This is a genomic window from Alcanivorax sp. NBRC 101098 (assembly GCF_001010505.1).
GTDB classification, from domain to species: Bacteria; Pseudomonadota; Gammaproteobacteria; order Pseudomonadales; family Alcanivoracaceae; genus Alcanivorax; species Alcanivorax borkumensis.
The window spans coordinates 1,427,784-1,451,869 of the sequence record NZ_AP014613.1 but is presented as its reverse complement, the minus strand read 5'-3'; the positions used below and the strand labels follow the sequence as shown (position 1 = coordinate 1,451,869).

Genomic DNA, 24,086 nt, shown 5'->3' with positions numbered 1-24,086 from the left:
GAATCAAGCACTACAGTGTGTGGCGATGCCCAAAGTCTTCCATGGCACGAAGCAAGTCCCGGCGGCTGATTTGGCCAACCAGCTTTCCGTTATCCATCACCGGCAGCCGACGACGGTGATCCGCAAGGAAAATTTCTGCCACATCAAGAATAGAATCCGAGCCTTCTACGGTCTGCAGATCCACGCTCATATATTCTTTTACCGAACCAATTTCCGTATCGTGGTAGCTTGCTTCCAGCGCCCCCTTGAGGCAATCAGATTCGGAAAAGACCCCTACCACGCTGCCCGCCTCATTCACCACCGGGCCACCGGAAATTTGATTTTCCAGCAAGGTACGAATGGCTTCACTGACGGACATATCGGGGGAAAAGGTGATAAGACGGCGGCTCATGTATTCCGCTACCCGCATGGACTTAAGCATAATTATTCCTTGTGCGATCGCAGCCGGCGTCGTGCCGGCTCATCCCTATTCTTTTATAGCAGAGTTCCTGCCAAGAATCGTCAATGACAAGCCTTATACCAAGGCCTTGGGCGCAGTGATGATCCCATTATTATCCGCATAAACGAATTCACCCGGGCGAAAAACAACGCCACCGAAAGTGATCTCAATGTTCAGCTGCCCTTCATCACGACGAACCGATTTAATCGGCACGCAACCTAGGGTGATGACACCGATGTCCAACTTGGCTAGCGCGTCCACGTCCCGGCAGGCGCCGTAAATAATTACGCCTTCCCAACCATTTTTCACCGCATTTTCCGCAATCATATCGCCGATCAACGCATTGCGCAGGCTGCCACCACCATCAACCACAAGCACCTTGCCCTTACCGTCGGTGCCCAAGTGTTCCTTTACTCGGCTGTTGTCTTCAAAGCACTTAACCGTGACGATTTCGCCACCAAATGCGTCGCGGCCGCCATAGCTGAGCCAGTTAAGTCCGGTTACCACGCAAACGCTATCGGCGTTGTCATCACAAAGATCGCAAGTCACAAAGGTCATACTAACTCCTTCGGTTATTTGTTCAGGTTGTAGCCAAAGCCTTTCAGGCTGTCTTATTCATTTTCTCGCGGAACTTGCCGGCAAACACCAGAAAATCCCGGTAACGCAATCGGTACAAGCCAGTATCTGGCCCCATCAATGCCATACCAACCATGGCATCAGCCACCTTGCCGCTGTCCACGGGGAGCCAGTGGGCATCGGTCCAGCGTGTCAGTGGCTCAATCACTCGATTGAAAATATTGCCCCAGTCCTCTGCCCGGCGCTTGTCTTCACGCTCGCCGCGTAACAGTGACGGCTGCAGAATGGCCAACAGTGGCAGGTCGAGCTTGATCAACGCGCGTTCCATCTGCCCTTTTACCCGCGAGTAGAAAAACGGCGAGCGAGCATTGGAACTCACCGCCGAAACGACTAGAAAGCGCTGCACATTGGCTCGCCTCGCCATGCTGCCGGCCAGCACCACAAGGTCATGATCCACATGCCGAAATGCCTGTCGCGAACCGGCTTTTTTCATGGTCGTGCCCAGACAACAAAAAACATCATCAACTTGGAAGCTATTCTTGTGCGCCTCGATATTATCGAAATCTACCCGCTGCACATCTAGCTTGGGATGCTCCACCGATAAAGGACGGCGAGTCAGCACAATTACCTTTTCATAGTCATCGCAGGCAAGTAGGTTTTCTAAGCAATCACGACCCACTAACCCGGTTGCTCCCAGCAGCAAGGCTTTTCTTGTCATTGTTCATCCTCATCTCTGACGGGCTGCTCGGGCAGCCAGCGGCGCAATACTGTTTCTAGTGCATCAAGATGCACCGGTTTGGCAAGAAAATCATCCATGCCAGCAGCTAGGCAACGGGCCTGAACGCCTTCCGCGGTATTGGCGGTAATCGCAACAATCGGGGTACGCGGGCTCGCTTTGCTGTGTTCCATTTCTCGCTGGCGACGGGTTGCTTCAAAGCCATCCATCTCCGGCATCATGCAATCCATCAACACCAGATCAAAGGGTTCTTGTTCCAGCAACGCCAGTGCCGTTTCACCGTTGCTCACGGTTTTTACCTGATAGCCCAACTTACTTAGCATGCCCCGGGTAACCAGCTGATTCACTTCGTTGTCCTCCACCAGCATCAGCCGGAAGCGTTTGCGGCGCTGCCGCTCTTCCGGCGTCTGAAGAGGAGCATCACCAACTGGAATTTGCCGTTGCAGCCCCATCAACCTTGCCAAGCCCTGGCGCAATACGCTGCGATGTACTGGCCGTACCAGCACCACCAGATCATGTTTATCGATTAGCTGTTGCACTGCCGCATGGCTACGCTCTTCAATGGTGGCCAAAAGCACAAGACGTACCGGACGTAGCGAGGGATCTTCAAGTACGTTACGGCATAGATTCAGCGCCAACTCTCCCCGTGACCAGGTATCAACAAACAATACATCAAAGTCACTTTGCTCACGATGCCCCGCACGCAAAGCTTGAAGTGCATGGTCATACCCCATCGCAGAGGAAGCCTGACAACCCAGCGCTTCTAATTCTTCCTGGATACTCGAAACCGTGCCCGAGGCAGCGCCAACCACCAAGGCCTGGGCGCCATCTAGCGCCCGTATCAAACTCTGGGCTTCGCGCATATCCGGCTGCATTTGCACCGGCACGGTGAACCAGAAAGTAGAGCCTTCGCCAGGCACGCTTTCTGCGCCCAGTGTGCCCCCCATAGCATCAATTAGCCCCTTACAGACCAGCAAACCGAAACCAGTATGATGGCTGCTGTAGACGTCCTGTCCCTCTTCAATAAAGCGATCTTGGAACAAGTGGCGCAAGGTTTCCGGGTCCATGCCTGCGCCTTCGTCGCTAACCCGCACCCTGAGCACACCAGCGTTTTCCCTCTCCACGGTAAAATCCACATCGAGACGAATTTCACCCTTTTCACTGAATTTGATGGCATTGCTGAACAGGTTATTAAGTACCTGCATCAACCGCTCACGATCACCGCGAATACGCTTGGGCAACATCCGGTCAATCACACAGGTCAATTCCAGACCGGATGTCTGGGCCATGGGCCCGAAGGCTTCCAGCGACTGTTCAATCGCTGCCCGAAAGTCAAAATAATCAGAGTTAAGGGTAATGCGGCGGGAAAGAATGCGGGAATAATCCAGAACGTCATCAATCAGAGTCAGCAGCAACTTGCCACTCTGCCCTGCCACTTGTAGGTAGTCTTTTTGTTCGTCATTCAGGCGGGTGTCTTCTAGCAACGACATCATACCCATCAACGAATTCATCGGCGTGCGTAGTTCGTGGGCCAGTCGGTACACTAAACTCAGCTGCACTCCGGTACTACTGCGCACCGGCTTTTTAGGCTCCACAGAGCCCCGCCGCTCACGGGTCATGGCATGCCAGAATGTCTCGTACTGCCCGCGGTAAAGGCGGAACAAGTAAAATGCATAGGAGCCAATCAATGCCGCCAAAACCCAATCGTGCACGCTTCCCGCAAACAGTAATACCGCCAATGTCGGCAGAAACATCAGTACGATATACGCTTGGCGCACCCGTAAGCCGGCCATCCAGGAGCTGCCTAGGGCCGTCGTTACGCCGACGTTATAAAGAATCACTACGAAGAAATTAAAGCCGGTGCCCAATCGCCAAATTAGCCAGGCTGGTAGCAAGCCCCACAACAAAGCATGCAGCGACAGGCCCACCCCGAACAAACGTCGCCAACGTGCGGGGCCAGAACCATGGAGGGCATCAAAACGGGCCACCAGCCATAACCGGTAAGCGGTAACGAGCAGTACGGCGCCCCCCCCTATTAGCGCTTCCAGTTCGAAGCTCTGGTAGACCTGTCCCCAGGTAAAGACAACTGCATAAACCAGAAGGGCCGCCAGGACTCCCATCAAGGAGTTCTTGGCGGCCCCATAATCTACGCGTTTAAGAACCTTTCGATCTTTCTTGTATGACACTGTGTTTTGTTCCGAAGAAACGGGAAAACCGGTTTCGAGCTACGTTAACACCGCCTTATCACACTGGCTAGAGCCTATGCACCCGCCCTAATCTGCTTACGGCGGTCCAGTGCAACCAGCAACGGCACGAAAAAGAAGAAATCTACAATCAACGCCATGGCAATGGTGATTGCCGATAACTGCCCCATGCTGGAATTAGGATAAAAATGGCTGGTACCAATCACCGCAAAGTTGGCCACCAATACCACCGATGTGGCCACCAGTGCCAGACCAACGGTGCGCAAGGCATATTCCACCGCCTGTTCAGTATTAAGGCCTAATTCACGTTTGGCACGCACATATTTGCTGAGGAAATGCACCGTGTCATCGACCACAATCCCCAAGGTCATACAGGCCACCACTGACACTGCCAGTCCAATTTCGCCGTTCACCAGCCCCCATAACCCAAAAGCCATGGCCGCCGGCAACAGGTTGGGCAGCAATGACAAGGCCCCGTAGCGCACAGATCGCAGCGCTATGACCAACAGCACCGAAACACTAACCAAGGCGACCAGCGCACCCCCGAGCATGCTTTGAATATTGCGCATGGTAACCCGGCCAAACAGAATGTCCATGCCGGTGCCTTTGCTGTGCATGTATTGCGGCCAATGATCCTCCATCCACGCTTCAACTCGTTCATTGAACTCCAGTACCGGGTGCGAACCAATGTTTTCTAGCAAGACGATCACCCTCGCTTGTTCCTTATCGATATCCAATTGATCTTCCAAGCCTAGCCCTTGGGGCAACGATAATTCATACAGCAAGGTGTACTGAGAAATTAGCTCGCGGGATTGCGGAATGCGATACCACTGCGAATTACCGCCATGCATGTCTCGATTAAGCCGCTTAATGACATCTGAATAGGCTGAGGCATAGACCACTTCATCCTGTTGCTCCAACCAGATAATTAAATCATCAATGTGCTTCAGGTACGCAGGCTCCATGGCCCCGCCAGACTCCCCGGAGTGCACCGCATAATCAATACGATGCATGCCGGTAAGATTGCTCATGGCGAAATCGTTCACCTGACGAACCTCAAAGGTTTCATCAAAATATTCATTAAACACATCATTGATGCGGTTCAAGCCGATGGCGGCGGTTAGCACCACTACCACCGCTGACATGCCCAGCAACCAGGGTTTGAAATGGCGATTCAGATGTGCGGCCAGCGCCCCCATCAAGGGAGCAAAATCCCGCTGCTTACCCGGCTCAATACGGTTCGGCAGCAACATCACCAGAGCCGGTAGCAGCACGACCGAGAACACAAACGCCAGCAGCACCCCAATCAATACCACATTCCCTAAAGCACGGAACGGTTGAGACTCGGAGAAATTCAGAATTGCAAAGCCAATCGCCGTAGTAAAACTGGTGAGCCAGACCGGCTGAATATTGATGCGCAGGCTTTCTAGCATAGCCGCCGCCCGCTCCTTGCCTTGCAAACATTCGTGCCGGTAGCTGGCCAGAATATGCACTGAATCCGCCACTGCCAGGGTCAGAATCATGGCGGGCGCCATACCCACGATGGGCGAAAACTCTATCCCCAGCCACGTGGCAATGCCCATAGCCGAGGCGATGGAAAACCCAATCACCATCACCGTCACGACCACAAAAATGGCACTGCGCATAATCAGCCACAGACACAGCAGCATCACCACAAAAGCCAATGGCAAGGTGGTCACCATGGATTGTTCGGTGGCATCGGCGGAAGCCTGGGAAAACACCACCGTACCGGTGACCATAAACTCGATATCCGGGTAACGCTCCCGGTAGGCCTGTGCCATCTCGCGGGCCGCCTGGGTAATCACCGGCGCTTCGGTGTTGCCCTCATCCATGGTTACAGTAGCCACGATGCCCGCCACATGCCCCTTTTCAGAGACCAGCCGCCCAACCAATGCAGGTTCTTTCAGGGCAATTTCGCGTACCAAGGCTATCTCATTCGGTGCCATGTCTGCGGCATCTTCCACCAGAGGTGCCACGTACAGTTCGTCTCCATCTACCTCGGTATGCTGGAAGTTGGTCAGGGAATCCACCCGAGTGGAGTACGGTAGCGTCCAAGCATCGTCAGTCAGTGACTCAATCGCCGCCAACGTTTGCGGTTCGAACACCCGACCGTTCTTCGGGTGTACCACAAACAACACCACCTCATTGGCGGTAAAGCTGTCTTCCAGAGCCATAAACCGTTTGAAATCAGGGTTTTCCTGGGTAAAGAAAATGCGTGGATCGTTATTATTGCGAAACCCCTGCAGTCCGGTGGCCATGACTACGCATAGCGCACTACAAATCAATAGCACCCACACTGGATGCGCCACCACCCAGCGACTCCAAGTCTCTTTCATTGTTAGTCCCACTGTCCCCATAGATTACGTTGGGAGTCTAGGCATAGGTAAATACAGTGTCACGGACCGGAAAGGCCAAAATCACCACTTTACGTTAACGTAAACCTCCCCTAGGATTTCGCCATGCCCAAAAAACAGATATACAGCATTGGTGAACTGGCGCGGGAATTTGACGTGACGACTCGCACCATTCGCTTTTATGAAGATCAGGGGCTGCTCAGCCCGGCCCGACGGGGGCAGACACGAGTCTACTCCCCCGCAGACCGGGTCACATTGAAATTGATTCTGCGTGGCAAACGCCTTGGGTTCTCCCTGGCCGAGTCCAGAGAGTTGATCAAGATGTATCAGCCCAGCGGTGATAACCGCAATCAGCTATTGGCACTGCAAGACAAAATCCAGCAGCGTCGAGACCAGCTGAACCAGCAACTTAGAGATATTCAGGCTCTACAGCAGGAACTGGACGACGCCGACCAGCGCTGCGAAGACGCCCTCACTGCCTTGGAGAACCCCGATCATGTTTGAGAGCACTTTTAATTTTGACTTAGACGAAACTCTGATTGCCCTGCGCGACAGCGTCCGCCATTTCGCCCAGAAAGAAATCGCCCCCATCGCTGCCAAAGTCGATAGCAGTAACGAGTTCCCGGTAGAGATGTGGAAAAAACTTGGCGACCTTGGTGTCCTTGGCGTTACCGTCAGCGAAGAATATGGCGGCGCCAATATGGGCTATCTGGCCCACACCTTGGTGATGGAAGAAATTTCTCGGGCTTCTGCTTCCATTGCCCTGTCATACGGTGCCCATTCCAACCTGTGCGTTAACCAGATCTATCTCAACGGCAACGATGCCCAGCGTGAAAAATACCTGCCCAAACTGGTCAGCGGCGAGCATATCGGCGCCCTTGCCATGAGTGAGCCCGGCGCCGGCTCCGACGTGGTTAGCATGACCCTGCGCGCGGACAAACAAGGTGACCACTATGTGCTCAACGGCAACAAGATGTGGATCACCAACGGCCCCGACGCACACACCTATGTAATTTACGCCAAAACAGATACCAACGCAGGGCCACGCGGCATCACAGCCTTTATTGTTGAGCGCAGTTTTGCCGGCTTCTCGCAAGCCCAAAAACTCGACAAACTCGGCATGCGCGGCTCCAACACCTGTGAATTGGTATTTCAAGATTGTCGGGTACCGGAAGAGAACGTTCTTGGCTCTGTAGGCGAAGGGGTCAAAGTACTAATGAGTGGCCTCGATTACGAGCGCACCGTACTATCCGGCGCCACCACTGGCATCATGCAAGCGTGTATGGATGTAGTGGTTCCCTACGTTCATGAACGCAAACAATTCGGCAAGGCCATCGGCGAATTCCAGCTCATGCAAGGCAAAATCGCCGATATGTACGTGACGCTTAACGCCAGCCGTAGCTACCTCTATAACGTGGCCAAAGCGTGCGACCGCGGCGAAACTAACCGCAAGGATGCCGCTGGTGTGATTCTCTACTGTGCCGAAAACGCCACCAAAATGGCACTGGAGGCCATTCAAGCCTTGGGCGGTAACGGTTACATCAACGAGTACCCCACTGGCCGCCTACTGCGTGATGCCAAACTCTATGAAATCGGCGCCGGCACCAGTGAAATCCGCCGCATGCTTATCGGCCGCGAGTTGTTTAATGAAACGGCCTGACGCCTGAAGCCCAACGCCGGAAACTATGGCGTCAGACGTTCTGCGTCTGGCGTCCTGCGAGATAATCCATGCCCAAAATTAATAGCCAGATCAACCCCAACAGCCCTGATTTCCTGGCCAACCGGGAGCACAACTTGCAACTGCGTCAGCAATTGCAGGACAAGCTTGACCACATTGCCCATGGCGGTGGTGAAGCGGCGGAGCAGCGCTTGCGTGAGCGCGGCAAACTTCCCGTTCGTGAGCGTATCAATTTCCTGCTTGATCCGGGCTCTCCGTTTCTGGAAATTTCCGCCCTCGCCGCTGACGGTGTCTACGGGGAGGATGTCCCCGCCGCTGGCTGCGTCGGCGGAATCGGTCGGGTACAAGGCGTAGAGTGCATGATCGTCGCCAACGACCCCACTGTGAAAGGCGGAAGCTATTACCCCCTTACAGTTAAAAAACACCTGCGCGCCCAGACCATTGCTGCAGAAAACCGCCTGCCTTGCATCTACTTGGTGGATTCCGGCGGAGCGAACCTGCCCCGTCAAGATGAGGTATTCCCTGACCGCGAACATTTCGGGCGTATTTTTTTCAACATGGCCAACATGTCCGCCCGGGGGATTCCTCAAATCAGCGTGGTGTTAGGTTCGTGCACCGCTGGCGGCGCCTATGTGCCCGCCATGGCAGACGAAGTGATTATGGTGAAAGAACAAGCCACTATCTTTCTGGCCGGCCCACCGCTGGTAAAAGCGGCTACCGGTGAAGTGGTCAGCGCTGAAGACCTGGGCGGGGCCAACCTGCATTGCGAACAATCAGGCGTTGCGGATCACCTGGCTGAAGATGAACCCCACGCCTTCGAGCTAGCGCGACAATGTATTGCCCACTTGAACTGGCACAAACCGGATCAAGTAAAACGATTGCCTGTGCAGGCACCAGCCTACGCCCCTGACGAATTGTACGGCGTCATTCCCACAACCACACGCCAACCCATGCCCGCTCGCGAACTGATTGCTCGCATCGTGGATGGCTCGGAACTGGACGAATTCAAATCCCGCTACGGCACCACTCTGGTGTGCGGTTTCGCCCGAATTCACGGCTACCCGGTGGGCATTCTTGCCAACGATGGCGTGCTGTACTCGGAATCTGCCCAGAAAGGGGCGCACTTCATCGAGCTGTGCAACCAACGCAAGATCCCTCTGCTGTTCCTGCAGAACATCACCGGCTTTATGGTCGGCCAGAAATACGAAGCCGAAGGCATTGCCAAGCACGGAGCCAAGATGGTCAACGCGGTGGCCTGCGCCACCGTCCCCAAATTCACCGTGGTGACCGGTGGTAGCTTCGGGGCCGGCAACTACGGCATGTGTGGTCGAGCCTACGACCCGCGGTTCATGTTTATGTGGCCCAATGCCCGCATTTCGGTAATGGGAGGCGAACAGGCCGCCAGTGTATTGACCCAAGTGAAGCAAGCTTCCCTGAAGAAAAAAGGTCAAGTTTGGAGTGACGAACAAGCCCTCGAATTTCAAACTGAAATGACTCAGCGCTACGAGGAAATGGCGCAACCTTGGTACGCCAGCGCCCGGCTCTGGGATGACGGCGTCATCGACCCGGCGGACACCCGCGATGTCCTTGGCCTCGCCATTTCCGCCAGTCTTAACGCACCGATCGAAGAAACACGCTACGGCGTATTCCGGATGTGAACAGGCGGCAGAAAGCCTAATGCCCAAAGCCAGATACAAAACAGGACGTCAACAATGAGTGTTACCACAGACATCAAAAACCAGGTGGCCCGGATTACGCTGAATAACCCGAACAAGCGTAATGCGTTTGATGACACCATCATCGCCTCACTCACTGAAGCCTTTAAACAGGCCGGCAGTGACGACAGCGTCCGCGTGGTGGTACTGCAGGCCGCTGGCAAGCATTTTTCCGCCGGCGCAGACCTTAACTGGATGCGTGCCATGGGCAAATTGGACGCCAAGCAAAACCAACAGGACGCTTTGCGCATGGCGACGCTGATGCAGGCCATTGATCAATGCGCCAAGCCGGTGATTGCGCGCGTGCAGGGGGCCGCTTTTGGTGGCGCTTTGGGGTTGATCTGCGCGGCGGACATGGCGGTGGCGGCAGACAATGCCCGTTTCTGCCTCAGTGAAGTAAAACTCGGCATCGTGCCCGCGGTAATCAGCCCCTACGTGGTTCGTGCCATGGGCGCCCGACAGGCTAACCGCTTTTTCATGACTGCAGAAGTGATTCCCGCCGAGCGAGCTCAACAGATTGGCATTGTCCACGAGGTGGTTAGCGAAGACGCCCTGGACAGCACCGTAGACGGGTTGATCGACGCACTACTTGCGGGTGGCCCCCAGGCACAAGTAGAAGCCCGAGCACTTATTGCCCGAGTCAGTGATGGCCCCATTAACGACGCCATGATCAATGACACCGCTTCCTTCATCGCCCGACTACGCACCGGTGATGAAGGCCAGGAAGGGCTCAGCGCTTTTTTAGAAAAACGCAGCCCAAACTGGGTCTAACCACACGCAAGAAGCATCGCTAGCGGCGAAATGAGAAACCGTTGAATGTTTAAAGTGTAAAATTGAAACGCGAAATCGGCCAGATTCTAGAAGTTTCGCGGGCACGAATCTCAAAAAAGATAATGCGCTATCTCACACTTTTGAACCTTGAACGCATCATGATCGCGCTGCCAGCGACGCTCCGACCATTGCCACTGATATAGGCTCTGTTATGGCAAAGATAAAAAAACTCCTGATCGCTAACCGCGGCGAAATTGCTCGTCGCATCATGCGCACCTGCCGCCAACAGGGTATTGCCACGGTGGCGGTCTATTCCGAACCCGACGCCAGCTTACCCCACGTAATGGAAGCGGATCAGGCTGTGTGCCTGGGCCCGGCCGCAGCACGGGAAAGCTACTTGGTGATCGACAAGGTAATCGCCGCCGCCAAGGCCACCGGGGCCGATGCTATTCACCCCGGCTACGGATTTCTATCCGAGAACACCGACTTTGCCGCAGCTTGCGACCAGGCTGGTATCATTTTTGTGGGCCCCAACGCCCGAGCCATCGAAGTAATGGGCGACAAGGCCGCCGCCCGGAAATTGATGTCGCAAAGCGGCGTTCCGGTTCTGCCCGGTTTCGATGAAGAAGGTGCCAGCGACAGCGAGCTAACCGCCGCCGCAACAACGGTCGGCTTCCCTCTGCTAATCAAGGCCGTGGCCGGGGGCGGCGGAAAAGGCATGCGTGTAGTGAATGCTGCCGGGGAATTCGATGAAGCCTTGGCCGCCGCACGCCGAGAAGCGGCCAATGCGTTTGGCGACGATCGAGTGCTGCTGGAACGCTATTTGGCCACCGCCCGCCATGTGGAAGTGCAGGTGTTTGCAGATAATCATGGTAACGCCGTCCACCTGTTCGAACGTGATTGCTCGGTACAACGTCGCCACCAAAAAATTATTGAAGAAGCCCCCGCGCCGGGTCTTGATGAAGCAACCCGTAACGCTTTTGGCCATGCCGCAGTGCAAGCAGCCAAAGCCATTGATTATCGTGGCGCCGGCACCGTGGAATTTCTTTACTCGCCCCCTGCAGCCGGTGGTGACGCTGACGGTGGGCAGTTCTTTTTCATGGAAATGAATACCCGCTTGCAGGTAGAGCACCCGGTGACCGAGATGATCACTGGCGAAGACCTGGTGGCTTGGCAGCTGTCCGTGGCCGCCGGGGAACCGTTGCCTAAGCAACAAGAGCAAATTACACGCCATGGTGCCGCCATGGAAGTACGTCTCTATGCGGAAAATCCGGAACAGGGTTTCCTGCCCTCCTCCGGCTTACTCCACCACCTGCGCTGGCCTCATGGCCAAAGCCGGGTGGATGCGGGCTACGAACAGGGAGACCGAGTAGACGAACACTACGACCCGATGATCGCCAAACTGATTTGCCATGGCAGCGATCGCAATGCCGCCCGTCAACAACTGATTAATGCACTCGACGCGTTGGAGCTGGACGGTATCCATCACAACGCCGCCTTTCTACGTAGAGTCCTTAATGACGATGCATTTGCTGGTGCTGAACTGGACACCCGTTTGCTGGAGCACCGCCCGCAGTTAATGGACGCCACCGCCGTCAATACTGCACTGCTGGCGCTGGCCGCGACACGCTTGCAGGCAGAAAATGTCGCCAGCGATTCTCCCTGGCATTCACTTAACGGCTGGCGCCCGCTCAACCAGCGTTTGCGGCAAACCCGTGTCGAAGCCAATGGCGAACAGCTCACCGTACGCGAGGACCAGCAACACGCCACTATAGGCGAGCACAGCGCGCCACTGAGCTTCAGCGTTAACACAACCGAACACAGCCTGCGTCTGCACTGGGGCACCGATAGCTTGGCGGCCCATTTTGCTTGGCAAAATGCCCACAGACTGACGTTGTTCGTTGGCGGTCAGGCTTACCCGGTGACCCTGAACCCCAGCCGTGATACGGCCCAGCATGACGATGCCGGCGGATTTAGTGCTCCCATGAGCGGTACCATTGTCGCCTTGCATGTGGCCCCCGGCGATAGCGTTGAAGCCGGCGATGCGGTGATCACACTGGAAGCCATGAAAATGGAACACACTTTGCGTGCCACCGTGCCCGGAACGGTAAACAATTTCACCGTTGCGGCGGGAGACAGCATCAGTGAAGGAACGCTACTGGTGGACTTCACCGCCCAAGACGAGGACACGGATAACGGCGCAACCGGAGGCAACCAATGACCACTGCGCTCTGGCAACCCGGTAACGAAAGCCAGAACTCTCAACTGGCCAACTTTTGGCAACAGGCGCGCGACAATAGCGGCCAGCCACTGCCAGACTACCAGTCACTACATCGCTGGTCCGTTGAACAGCCGGCGGCATTTTGGCAGCAGGTATGGGATCAATGCGGTGTCATTGGCAACCCCGGCGATACGGTGCTAACTACCGGTAAAACCTTTCAAAGCGCCCGCTGGTTTGCCAACGGCGAACTCAATTACGCGGAAAATTTGCTGAAGCGCAACGACAGCCATACCGCTGTAATCAGCGTGTTGGAAGACGGCACACGCTCTGAGATCAGTTACAGCGCCTTGCGTGTGGCCGCCGGCAAGGTCGCCGCTCAACTGCAGGCTGCCGGTATCAAACCGGGTGACCGGGTCGCCGGCTTCATGCCCAACCGTATCGAAACCCTGGTTGCCGCCCTTGGCGCCGCCTGGATCGGCGCCGTATGGTCCTCCTGTTCCCCGGATTTCGGTGTTTCCGGTGTGCTTGATCGTTTCGGCCAGATTGAACCCAAAGTGCTTCTGGCCTGCGATGGCTATCATTACAACGGAAAATGGATTGATCTGGGCGAGCGTATTGAGGCCTTACACGAGGCGCTGAAACCCGAGCTGTTTATTGTGGTGCCCGGCCGCGGCGATAGCAGTGTCGTGCCCAAGGCTCTCATCTGGGGTGCTTGGTTAGAGGCGGCCGGCCCCGCCCCGGACTTTATTCGCCTACCCTTTAATCACCCATTATTTATCCTTTATTCCTCCGGCACTACCGGCCAGCCCAAGTGCATAGTGCACGGCGCCGGCGGCACCCTGCTACAGCAAACCAAGGAACTACACCTGCACGCGGACGTCCGTGCAACCGATACCTTTTTCTATTTCACCACCTGCGGCTGGATGATGTGGAACTGGCTCATCTGCGGGCTCCACACAGGTGCCACCTTGGTGCTTTACGATGGCAACCCGGCCTACCCGAACACCGGCCGCTTATTTGACTTAATTGACGCGGAAGGGATTACCCACTTCGGCACCAGCGCCAAATTTGTGCAAGCCGTGGAAAAATCCGGTCTGTGCCCCAAAGACAGTCATGATTTGGGCACCTTGCGAACCCTTTTCTCCACCGGCTCGCCGCTCCTTCACGAGAGCTACGACTACCTTTACCAGCAGGTAAAATCTTCATTACTCGTCAGTTCCATCTCAGGCGGTACTGACATTGTTTCCTGCTTTGCGTTGGGCAACCCCATGCTGCCGGTATACCGCGGTGAGCTGCAGTGCCTCGGGCTCGGTATGGATGTGGCCGTTTTCGATGACGCAGGTAAGCCGCTGGCAGACAGCAAGGGCGAGCTGGTTTGCCGATCGCCGTTCCCTTCTTGCCCGGTCAGTTTCTGGAATGACCCGGATGGCCAACGTTTTCATGATGCATATTTCGCGCGCTTTGACGGTGTCTGGGCCCACGGTGACTATGCACAGTTGGTTCCACATGCCCACCACCAGGGGCTGATCATCCACGGCCGCTCTGATGCGGTGCTTAACCCAGGTGGCGTACGCATCGGCACAGCGGAAATATACCGGCAAGTGGAAACCTTGGCTGAAATTCGTGAGGCCATAGTGGTCGGTCAACAGTTTGACGGCGACGTGCGAGTGGTGTTGTTTGTGGTGACCGCGGAGGGCGTTACGTTGGACGAAGAGCTGCAAGCTCGCATCCGCAAGGCCATTCGCCAGGGCGCCACACCCCGGCACGTGCCTGCGGTAATTCTGGCCGTGCCGGAAATTCCTCGCACTGTCAGTGGAAAAATAGTGGAGCTAGCGGTCCGCGAAGTGATCCATGGGCGACCCGTGACCAATCGCAATGCGCTTGCCAATCCTGACGCCCTGAACCATTTCGCCCAGCGCATTGAGCTTGAAAAATAATGGTCCGGTGACCGGGTCTTTGCGGCCCGGCCCAGATATTTTATCGGGTTAGCAATGCTTTCTACGATAGCAAGCGGGAGGCTAAAATGTGACCAGAAGCCACGCTGGCATTACCGCTGGTCTTTTCTCGGATGTAGGAAAACACCGTTCCGGGGAGCTGAGTTTGGTTTGGCACTGGTTGAGCCCCTTCCATTTACTCACTCAACGAGCCTTTCTAGCAGCGCCAGCGCCTGCCTGGCATTTATCAGTGCATGAGCTGACAGAACTCAACGCCTGATTACGCATCAAGTAAGTTAAAGAAAGCCTCTGAGTCCAGAGGCTTTTTCTATTTAGTATTAGCCTAACCGATGGTAGATAGTGTCCTTCAGGCGTATTCGCTCCTGCTTTAACCGTTCCATTTCAGGATCAGAAATTGGACTCTCTCGCATCTCCAGACCGCGTATCTGTTTATCTAATTTATCGTGCTCCAGAACCAGTGCTTTGAAGGTAGGATCTGCGTCAACAAGCGCGTCTATCTTCTGGTGAAAATCCGGAAATTCGTGATGAATACTGTGATTTTCGCCCAACATGAAGCTCGCTCCTTTGAATGGAAATGGCAGGCCAGCCAATACGGTTAGCCTAATGGATCCGACAATAGGAAACGGTACACTGTTCCCTCTTCTGTTCAAATCACCACATTCTTTGATTAGATTCAATCACCCATGCTCGTGAGATAAAAAATGAACATAGCAACATGTTCATGTCGGGATCTGCCTTGTCCCGGATCGGCTGCGCTACCAACTCGCCTACTGGGAAGCCTGTCAGCGGCTCCGCGAATCGGCGCGTGCTGCATGTTGCGTTAAACCTACGGCGTTGTTTATTTAAAACCGCGATGTTCTTTGATCATTTCGTAGGCTTTACTGATTTCGGCGGTCTTTTGCGTGGCTACCCGAATCATTTCTTCCGGTACACCTTTGGCCGCCAACTTGTCCGGATGATTCTGGCTCATCAACTTGCGATAGGTTTTTTTAACTTCCTGATTACTGGCGCTGTCAGTGATACCCAAGACCTTATACGCCTGGGACAGGGACGGTCGAGACGGCCCTGCTGGCTGCCCCTGGTAGGAATGGCCGCCGGCACGGCTACCGGAGAACTGAGCCTGTGCCAGCAACATATTAAGGATCTGCTGAAACTGAGCTCGCGGCACCCCCAAGCCTTCGGCCACTCTCACTAGAATCGCTTCCTCTGCAGGGTCCAGCTCATCGTCTGCCAGCGCGGTCTGTAGCAAGATTTCCAGCAATACCAGAATCAACTGTTTACGGTGTTTAACGGTTGTCGCGAATGCTGCCACGACCTGATCCAAAGGAAAATTATCCTCCTTGCCTTGATTGAATAGGGCAATCGCTTGCTTGCGCTGTTCTTCTGACAACTGCATGCGGTCCATTACCGCTCGAGCCTGGGCAATTTCGTCCTCGCTAACCCGACCATCCGCCTTCGCAAGATGCCCCATGATAGAAAACACGGTATCGAACAAAGCCCGCTGAATTTGTGACTGTTCGCCTGGCCCATAGGGGCGAAATGGATTAAACGTCTGCACTCGCTCGGTGCCTTTATCGAGCATATGTCCAATCAGCAAGCCTATGCCCAGGCCAACGGGCCCACCCACAAGCATGCCGAGCAGGCCAAGAATGATCTTCCCACCCCAATTGAATTGCATCACGGCTCCTGTTTTGTTGCGTTAAACCAGCCCAGGCTGGTTGCCGTATCTGTCAACGGTCGATACTCCGCACTTACCCATCCTGCATAGTCCAAGGAATCGATGTGGGCAAACACGGTATCAAAATGAATTTCGCCGCTACCGGGCTCATTACGCCCAGGATTATCGGCAAACTGAATATGTCCTATATGGGGGCAAAGTTGAGAAAGGGAACGACACAGGTCCCCTTCCATGATCTGCATATGGTAGAGATCATACTGCAAACGAATATTCTCACGACCAGCCGCCTCTATGACCGCCATGGCCGTGGCGGAGGTATCCACCAAAAAACCTGGCATATCTACTCGAGAGTTTATCGCTTCCAGCGTCAAAGTCAGCCCCTGAGCGTCGAATAGATCCGCGGCAAAACGCAGGTTCTCTACCAACGTTGTAAAGGCTACCTCCGAGGATAGTTCATCGGGTTTTAGACCCGCCAAACAGTTCACCTGCTGGCAATCCAGCGCCTGGGCATACTCCATGGCCATAAAAACGTCTTCGCGAAATGCGGCTATTCGGTCCGGCAGGCACGCAATCCCCCGCTCCCCCGCCTGCCAATCTCCGGCCGGCAAATTAAACAGCACCTGGGTCAGGCCATTGTCCGCCAGCCATTGGGCCAGTTGCTGTGCAGGCCAATCATAGGGAAACAGGTATTCGACGCCTTTAAAACCGGCGTCTGCAGCGGCGGCAAAGCGCTCAGGAAAGGGTAATTCGGTGAACAACATGGACAGGTTGGCAGCGAACCGTGGCATTAGTGCGTCTCCTTATCCAAGTCAGTTGGACTAAAGTGATCAGCGGCATCGGGGTTGAGCTGCACGCCATTTAGCCTTTCTAGTTCCAGCAACAGACCACTGTGGTCAACTTCGCCATGACCACTGGCCAGCAGCGCACGATATTGCTCGAACACGCGCTGGCTCAAGGGCAGCGTCAATCCCTCCGTGCGAGCTTCATCCAGGATCATACCCAGATCCTTGAGCTGAATTCGCGCCGGAGCACCGGGCTCAAAATTCCGTGCCAACATACGCTCGCCGTGCTGCTCTAAAATCTTACTTCCGGCAAAGCCACCGAGTAGCGCTTCGCGAACCTTTTCTGGCCGGGCGCCGCCTTTTGCAGCCAATAGCAAAGCCTCTGACACAGCGCCAATGGTGATGCCGACAATCGTCTGATTAGCTAACTTGGCCAGCTGCCCGCTACCCACAGGGCCAATAAGCGTGGCGCGGCCCATGGCCTGAAACACCGCGGTTGCCTGATCAAAGTCTTGATCATTGCCCCCCGCCATGATCGACAACGTACCGGCTTGTGCACCACGGGTGCCGCCAGACACTGGCGCATCCAGATAACATCCGCCCAGCTCTGCTACCCGCGCCCCATGACGCCGGGCAGTAGCGGGCTCGACGGAGCTCATATCGATAACCAAGGCCCCCGGAGATAAACGGGCAATGGCATTACTCTGGTACAGTACCTGCTCGACTGCGGTGCCATTTTCCAGCATGGTAATGACCACATCAGCCTCAGCCACCGCCTCGGCTGGGCTGCTGGCAATACGCGCCCGTCCGCTAAACGGCTGCGCCTTTTCAACAGTGCGATTCCAGAGAGTCAAAGAGAAACCGGCATCCAACAGCCGTGCCACCATAGGCTCGCCCATCAAACCGATGCCTAGGAAACAGATATTACGCATAATACTTCCAGAGCTGGTTGAGCGAAAAGTCTACGCGATCCACGTCAATGACTGTAGGAATTCGACCGCCAGACGTAGACGTAAGCGTGTTGCGTCGCTTGCTATGAAGCGCTATTACCGTCGCAAAGCGGCAACAAAAAGCCGCGCTGAGGCCACTTGTTTAGGCTGCCAAAAATGGAAGCTCAATTATTCTCTGATGGGTTAGGTCACGTTGCGAAGCCTGCCAACGAGCCCTTTACTCTTCACGTTTTGTTTTATGATCTTCAAGAAAAACTCGATTCGACATCGAGCCCAAGAAGACAGGGGAATTGCCCGCTTGATCAAGCGGGCATCGAGGGAATACGGGGACAATGATTGTCGACGATGAGAAAACAATGTGCTGTATGCGCTGCTCTCAAAACCCTGTAGCTATTACTCAGGCAGCTTAACCACGACCCGCCCGCGAACTCCTCCAGCCAGAATGCGATCCACCCAATCGGTCACCCCAGAAAGCTCCGTTTGCGCCGCTTCCAGCAGTGAAGGGTCTTTCGGCATCCATTCATCCGCCAGTAACTGCCACATTTGCTGCTTAATTTCACAGGGTAATTCAACGCTATCTACCCCTAACAGATTTACTCCGCGCAAAATGAATGGAAAAACCGTCATCTCAAGCTTGGGAGAACCGGCTAACCCACAGCAAGTGGCACTACCTCCGTACTTCAGCCCCTTCAGAGCAGCGGCCAGCATTTCACCCCCCACGCAATCCACAGCGCCCGACCACTGCTCTTTGGCCATGGGCTTGGCGGCACTTTCCAGAAAATCATTGCGATCAATGATGCGTGATGCACCAAGCTCAGTGAGCCATTCGTGGGCGTCTGCTTTGCCACTAACGGCCACCACCTCAAAACCTAACTTAGCCAGTATCGCAACACTAATGCTGCCCACGCCACCAGTCGCGCCAGTCACCAGCACGGGCCCCTGATCCGGGTTAACGCCCGTATCCAGCAACGATTCAACACTCAAGGCTGCGGTTAGCCCTGCCGTACCAAGCAACATTGCATCGCGAGGCGCAAGGCCTTCTGGTAGCGGCACTAGCCACTCAGCCGGTACGCGGATATATTCTGCATAACCGCCATCCGTGTTCATCCCCAGATCATAGCCTGTGCAAATCACCGCATCGCCCGCACTAAAAGGCCCATCACTCGCCTCTTCAACCACGCCAACCGCATCAATGCCTGGGGTATGAGGGAATTGGCGGGTAACGCCTTTGTTACCTGTGGCTGACAGTGCATCCTTGTAATTCAGAGACGACCATTGCACCCGTACCAATACACCGCCTTCGCCCAGCTCACTTAGCTCGCGGTCAACCAGCACGTTACTGTAACCGGCCTCGGTTTCGCGGGTCTGTAATGCCTTAAATGTCATGAGCTACTCCTTTGCAGTGTTCGGTAAAGGTACTAATGAATCTGACGTTGGCTGCCACGATGCCAAAACTTTTCCAACACCCGATGTGCCATTGCTTCTAGAGAGAAACCCAGCTTCTCACCCAGCTTACGTTTGGCTTCCCACTGTACTAGGTAGAGTGTTTGGCTGTCTTTGCGCACTTGTAACAGTTCGTCGCTGGTCATGATTTCATCGACAAGTCCCAGCTCCTTTGCTTGGCTGCCAAACCAATGTTCGCCAGTCGCAACCTTATCCAAATCGAGCCCACGGCGATTATCCCGGACGAATCCCTTGAACAATTGATGAGTCTCTTCCAGTTCTTCCTGAAATTTAGCCCGACCCTTTTCGGTATTCTCGCCCAACATGGTCATGGTGCGTTTGTACTCACCGGCAGTCATCAGTTCCACATCAATATCGTTTTTCTTCAGCAAACGGTGAAAGTTGGGAATCTGCGCGACCACACCGATCGAGCCGATAATGGCGAAGGGTGCCGCCACAATACGGTCAGCGATACAGGCCATCATATAACCTCCGCTAGCAGCCACTTGGTCCACGGCGACGGTCAGTTTGATGCCCTGGTTACGGATACGGCGCAACTGCGAGGATGCCAGCCCATAGCTGTGTACCAGACCACCCGGACTTTCCAGGCGAACCAGTACTTCGTCATCTTGGGTGGCAACCTGCAAAATGGCGGTAATCTCCCGGCGCATATGATCCACATCGCTGGCCTGTACATCACCATTGAAATCAAGCACAAACAAACGCGGCAGAATTTTGTCTTCGGTGCCGGCTTTCTTTTTTTGTTTGGCTTCAAGCTTCTCCTGTTTTCGCTTAGCCTTGTGGGCTTTTTTGCGCTGGGCTTCCGGGATAATTTCCGCCTCGAGAGACTCCTTGAGATCATCGAACTCTTCATTGAGGTGGCGGACTTTCAGTTCACCATCCTGGTCACCCTTACCACGACTCCGTGAGGCCGCCGCCGCAATGCCACCAAAAATAAACAAAATTGCCACTACGAGGGTGGCAACCTTGGCTAGAAACATGCCGTATTCCATTAAAAACGCGATCACAGTTTATCTACTCTCCAAGGGGCCTGGCGCCCAGCGCCAGTCAATTCACGGAAATCGAACTCTGGCTGATTCTACATAAGCCAGAGCCATTGCGGTAATCAGAGGGGATTAAAGGTCGAGCAAAACACAGGTTACCGGGAAAGAAGCATCAATCCCAACCGGCGATCGCCTTTTGTGCACTGCCGTTCATAGGCCGGGCCACGAGCCCTGTGGGCGCCACGGTAACTTCAAACAGAGCGCCATCTGCCATCGGCAGATAAGCCGCGCTACCGTAACGAGCATCGATAATCAGGCCCCAGCCTTTTTTTGCCAGCAACCACACATCCAGGCCTACTGGATCACGATGCAAGCTGTAGACGGTACGGTCCCGGGAACGCTCGTCTTCAAGGGCATAATAACGGCCCTGCATCCGATCCAGTTGGTAGCCGGGCTTCAGGCCAAGCAGGCTAAAGGGCATCTTCCACTTGATAATGCGAGCATCCAGTTGCCACTGATCCCCTTTCAGACGAAACTCTTCCGAACTCCCATCCGTGCGGGTTACCGTAGCAATAAACGACTGATCGCCCGACTCCCGGAAGCTCACCGTGGCTACGGACACTTCCTGAGCATATTCCTTGTAGCCATAGAGATTGAGCGCGAACACGCTCATATAGATAGCCAGCACCACCAACAACAGGCCGGCTGTGCCTTTCAACCATTGCAGCACCCATTTTTGCCGCAGCAGAATCCACGCCCCTATCAATACCAAAAGTAGACTGAAAACGATTAGCACCAAGGGAGCTAAAGTGTAATTCATGCTTACGTCCTTCTAAAAACGTGCGATCCATTGGTCAATCAACAAACGGGCAATACTTCCCACCGGTGGAACCATGGGCAGATCCTGATAATGAAACCAAGCTGCATCGACGATTTCATCGTCATCAATGCGGATCTCTCCACCTGCATATTCAGCCATGAACCCAAGCATCAAGGAGTGGGGAAAAGGCCACGACTGGCTGTTCAAATATTCCAAGTTTTTCACCGAAATGCCGCTTTCTTCCATCACCTCCCGTGCCAAAGCTTGCTCAGCGGTTTCACCTGCCTCCATAAAGCCGGCCAGACAGGAGTAAAAGCCTTCCGGAAAACGGGCAGAACGCCCCAGCAAAGCATGCTCACCATCCGTCACCAACGTAATGATACAGGGAGTAATACGGGGATACTGAAAATAGCCGCAACCGGCACAGGTCATCGCTAAGTCGCGAGGATGTGGCTCAGTCGGTGAGCCGCATCGGCTACAAAAACGATGATTTTTGCGCCAGCTTAGAAACTGTAAGGCCCTGCTCGCCATGGAAAATTCGGCGTCATTTAAGGTGGCACCGATAAGTCTGCGCAACGGAACACGCTGTAACCGGCCATCATCAAATTCATGGCAGGCAAATTCACAGACATAACAAGGCTGGCCATCCAGAAAACCCAAGAAGTGATAATCAGGATGCTGCCGAAGCCACTTGGCAGGCAGTTCTGGGAACGGCCTATCCACATGTGCGCAGATCAACACATCCTGCTCATGAATGATATAACAGCGAGCGCTTTCTGCGTCTTGGGATTCCGGTGAAGAAAGGTCAATCATGGCTGTCTCTATTGCGATGGGCTCAAACACCCTTTGACACGGGAAAGCCTAATACATTCATGCTTTGCTCAGCCACCTCCAGAACACCATCACCAATGGGCTTTTGCTCTTCCATACTTTCCAAGTAGTAGTCCACCCCGGTCAGGGCATCGGCCAGGGTTTCCATGTTTTCATGGGTCGGCACTTGGTCACCACTGAGCAACCGGTTACTGATATATTTGTGACAAGCTTCGGTCACCGCCTTGGCACGATCCAGTTCTAAGAACATTACCCCCCCCGCAATGGAAGCGAACGTCCCGGGGAGATTAGACAGATGCATAGCATCCCAGTTGTTATCCATGAACGAGGAAATAGAGCGTTTAGCCAGCGCCAGACCAGCACGGCACTCGCCCACCACTGTCATGCGAGCGTCATTTAACTGATACAGGGAAATACGGCTATTGTTTGCTGAGCGATGCACATCATCTTCAGGGTTAATGCTTCGCTCTAGACCCGCAACCACATTTTCTACAATCAGTAGATCATCCACCAGCGCATGGAACGCCTCCCCTTCAACGTTCTGATCAGGCGCCCAGCGAGCCACGTCCTGTGCGCGCTGTTTGATAGCACGGGATTCTTTATCTTTATTGATCATATCCAGGGTGCTACCCAGACGATTCAGGCTTGCCGCCACCGACTCATAATTAGTGTCCGCCACCCCCTGGGAGGCCAAATCCAGGCTCTCTTTCAAATCGGCAATTTCATCACGCATAGCACTGGCCACAGAACGAGTCACCGATCCGCTGGCGCCCGTCATGAATAACAACTCTCGCTGCAAAACAACATCATTCACTTCAGATTTCAAACCGAAAGCTTGCTTAACGTTACCGATCACACCGCTGTTCTGTGCGGACAACGAAACGATATAGAGGCTTTCCTTGATCAACAGTAACGGAGCGTCTTCCGTCACTGCCTGATCACCACTGTAGACCAGCTTTTTCAACTGGCGGTCATACTGTGACAGCAGCGCTTTTCGGGCCGGAGTGATCGCCATCTGGTCGCGGTACATGGCCGTTAACGCTGCCTGGGACACCCACAGAAAGCGACTTAAACCACATTGTCCTGCGGCATGATCCAGCCGTACCAGGGCCCGGGCCATCAGCTTTAGGTTAGTGCGGTTAGTTTGGCCACGAAGCATCCCAAGCAGCCCGACCTGGTACATATGCCGAAAGCGTCGCGCCAGGTCGGACAATTCACTAACGGTCATGCTCCGTTGCGGAGCTTGAGGTACACGTTGATGGGATAAATCGGCATAGAAGAAGTGACTTTCCTGGATCAGGCCCTTGCCAGCGGCCCGTCGCAGCTCATTAATGCCACCAATTAACAGTGCCGGTAACGTGCGGTTCTTCAATTGCACGTAATCGAAATAACGGGTAAGCAGAACGATCGCGTGGCTCAACGCCTGAATACGGGCGTCAGAGCATTTTTCTTGTAACTCCCGCGCGGCCAGCGCCATTTCTTCACTCATCAACGCCGCCGCAGGCAGCTCAACAAGCTGGCAGATACCTCGAAGTTGCTGAAAAGCTTGCGCACAATGCTGCAACTCATCTTGACGACTATGGTCATCAGAAAACGTTTCAAGCTGTGTTTCTGCTTCAGTCAGGGTGGCATCTAGGGCTTCTTTGAGAAAAGTCAGGGAGGTGGTATTTGTTATGGCAACCATGGACTCTCCGCAAGCACCAAACTGTTATTATCATCGAGGCTGTCCCGTAAAGTACGCAACCCCCGGTTATACCCGCAACATTCAATTTAAGATTGTAAAACAAGCTGTATCAACTTTTGCACGCAATTAAAGACTGCATCAACTTTCATTTGTAAACAACTGATTTATTGATGTTTTGTTAACCTGGCCACACTACTCTAGACGACTATATGCGATTCACCAGC

The 24,086-nt window shown here is 54.4% G+C and carries 20 protein-coding genes; 6 read left to right on the top strand and 14 right to left on the bottom strand.

What is annotated here, in order from left to right; genetic code table 11:
* Nucleotides 1-10: 10 nt before the first annotated feature.
* From AS19_RS06585 to AS19_RS06565, 5 genes are all read right to left on the bottom strand, one after another.
* Nucleotides 11-421 (bottom strand): CBS domain-containing protein, encoded by a 411-nt coding sequence (locus AS19_RS06585; RefSeq protein WP_011588529.1) that lies wholly within the window; start codon nt 419-421, stop codon nt 11-13.
* Between the two features lie 93 nt (nt 422-514).
* Nucleotides 515-997, bottom strand: coding sequence for a ribonuclease E activity regulator RraA (gene rraA, locus AS19_RS06580; protein WP_011588528.1), 483 nt, complete (start codon nt 995-997; stop codon nt 515-517).
* A gap of 43 nt (nt 998-1,040) precedes the next feature.
* Nucleotides 1,041-1,733 (bottom strand): NAD(P)H-binding protein, encoded by a 693-nt coding sequence (locus AS19_RS06575; RefSeq protein WP_011588527.1) that lies wholly within the window; start codon nt 1,731-1,733, stop codon nt 1,041-1,043.
* Nucleotides 1,730-3,871 carry a response regulator gene (locus AS19_RS06570; protein WP_046961853.1) on the bottom strand — a complete coding sequence of 714 codons (2,142 nt, stop codon included), beginning with the start codon at nt 3,869-3,871 and terminating at the stop codon, nt 1,730-1,732. The genes AS19_RS06575 and AS19_RS06570 overlap by 4 nt, the downstream gene beginning before the upstream one ends.
* 140 nt (nt 3,872-4,011) lie before the next feature.
* Nucleotides 4,012-6,312 (bottom strand): RND family transporter, encoded by a 2,301-nt coding sequence (locus AS19_RS06565; protein ID WP_046961852.1) that lies wholly within the window; start codon nt 6,310-6,312, stop codon nt 4,012-4,014.
* Between the two features lie 123 nt (nt 6,313-6,435).
* Between AS19_RS06565 and AS19_RS06560 the strand changes: the two genes are divergently transcribed.
* The 6 genes from AS19_RS06560 (at nt 6,436) to AS19_RS06535 (ending at nt 14,652) form a co-directional block, all read left to right on the top strand.
* The gene (locus AS19_RS06560; RefSeq protein ID WP_011588524.1) at nt 6,436-6,834 is read left to right on the top strand and encodes a MerR family DNA-binding transcriptional regulator; all 399 of its coding nucleotides are present in this window, start codon (nt 6,436-6,438) and stop codon (nt 6,832-6,834) included.
* The gene (locus tag AS19_RS06555) at nt 6,827-7,990 is read left to right on the top strand and encodes an isovaleryl-CoA dehydrogenase (protein WP_035458268.1); all 1,164 of its coding nucleotides are present in this window, start codon (nt 6,827-6,829) and stop codon (nt 7,988-7,990) included. Before AS19_RS06560 ends, AS19_RS06555 begins: the two co-directional genes overlap by 8 nt.
* A 68-nt stretch (nt 7,991-8,058) precedes the next feature.
* Nucleotides 8,059-9,666 (top strand): carboxyl transferase domain-containing protein, encoded by a 1,608-nt coding sequence (locus AS19_RS06550; RefSeq protein WP_011588522.1) that lies wholly within the window; start codon nt 8,059-8,061, stop codon nt 9,664-9,666.
* A gap of 54 nt (nt 9,667-9,720) precedes the next feature.
* Entirely contained in the window at nt 9,721-10,494 is a 774-nt protein-coding gene (locus tag AS19_RS06545) for an enoyl-CoA hydratase/isomerase family protein (RefSeq protein ID WP_046961851.1), read from the top strand.
* 211 nt (nt 10,495-10,705) lie between these two features.
* A complete protein-coding gene (locus AS19_RS06540; protein WP_046961850.1) occupies nt 10,706-12,715 on the top strand; it encodes a biotin carboxylase N-terminal domain-containing protein in 2,010 nt (669 codons plus the stop codon).
* Nucleotides 12,712-14,652 (top strand): acetoacetate--CoA ligase, encoded by a 1,941-nt coding sequence (locus tag AS19_RS06535; RefSeq protein WP_046961849.1) that lies wholly within the window; start codon nt 12,712-12,714, stop codon nt 14,650-14,652. The genes AS19_RS06540 and AS19_RS06535 overlap by 4 nt, the downstream gene beginning before the upstream one ends.
* Before the next feature lie 335 nt (nt 14,653-14,987).
* On the opposite strand, the gene AS19_RS06530 is transcribed toward AS19_RS06535, so the two are convergent.
* The 9 genes from AS19_RS06530 to AS19_RS06490 form a co-directional block, all read right to left on the bottom strand.
* Nucleotides 14,988-15,221, bottom strand: coding sequence for a YdcH family protein (locus AS19_RS06530; RefSeq protein ID WP_011588518.1), 234 nt, complete (start codon nt 15,219-15,221; stop codon nt 14,988-14,990).
* A 287-nt stretch (nt 15,222-15,508) separates the two neighbouring features.
* Nucleotides 15,509-16,348: a co-chaperone DjlA gene (djlA, locus tag AS19_RS06525; RefSeq protein WP_035458271.1), complete on the bottom strand. Its 840-nt coding sequence runs from the start codon at nt 16,346-16,348 to the stop codon at nt 15,509-15,511.
* The gene (gene hyi, locus AS19_RS06520; protein WP_046961848.1) at nt 16,348-17,136 is read right to left on the bottom strand and encodes a hydroxypyruvate isomerase; all 789 of its coding nucleotides are present in this window, start codon (nt 17,134-17,136) and stop codon (nt 16,348-16,350) included. The genes djlA and hyi overlap by 1 nt, the downstream gene beginning before the upstream one ends.
* Nucleotides 17,136-18,062: an NAD(P)-dependent oxidoreductase gene (locus tag AS19_RS06515; RefSeq protein ID WP_035458273.1), complete on the bottom strand. Its 927-nt coding sequence runs from the start codon at nt 18,060-18,062 to the stop codon at nt 17,136-17,138. The genes hyi and AS19_RS06515 overlap by 1 nt, the downstream gene beginning before the upstream one ends.
* Before the next feature lie 411 nt (nt 18,063-18,473).
* Complete coding sequence (locus AS19_RS06510) at nt 18,474-19,466, bottom strand: YhdH/YhfP family quinone oxidoreductase (protein WP_046961847.1); 993 nt, start codon at nt 19,464-19,466, stop codon at nt 18,474-18,476.
* Between the two features lie 32 nt (nt 19,467-19,498).
* Nucleotides 19,499-20,524 (bottom strand): protease SohB, encoded by a 1,026-nt coding sequence (gene sohB / locus AS19_RS06505; protein WP_231483321.1) that lies wholly within the window; start codon nt 20,522-20,524, stop codon nt 19,499-19,501.
* 175 nt (nt 20,525-20,699) lie between these two features.
* Complete coding sequence (locus AS19_RS06500; RefSeq protein ID WP_011588512.1) at nt 20,700-21,347, bottom strand: hypothetical protein; 648 nt, start codon at nt 21,345-21,347, stop codon at nt 20,700-20,702.
* A gap of 12 nt (nt 21,348-21,359) precedes the next feature.
* Nucleotides 21,360-22,160, bottom strand: coding sequence for an NAD(+) diphosphatase (gene nudC, locus AS19_RS06495; protein WP_046961846.1), 801 nt, complete (start codon nt 22,158-22,160; stop codon nt 21,360-21,362).
* Nucleotides 22,161-22,182: 22 nt separating this feature from the next.
* Nucleotides 22,183-23,862, bottom strand: coding sequence for a hypothetical protein (locus AS19_RS06490; RefSeq protein WP_046961845.1), 1,680 nt, complete (start codon nt 23,860-23,862; stop codon nt 22,183-22,185).
* Nucleotides 23,863-24,086 lie beyond the last annotated feature (224 nt).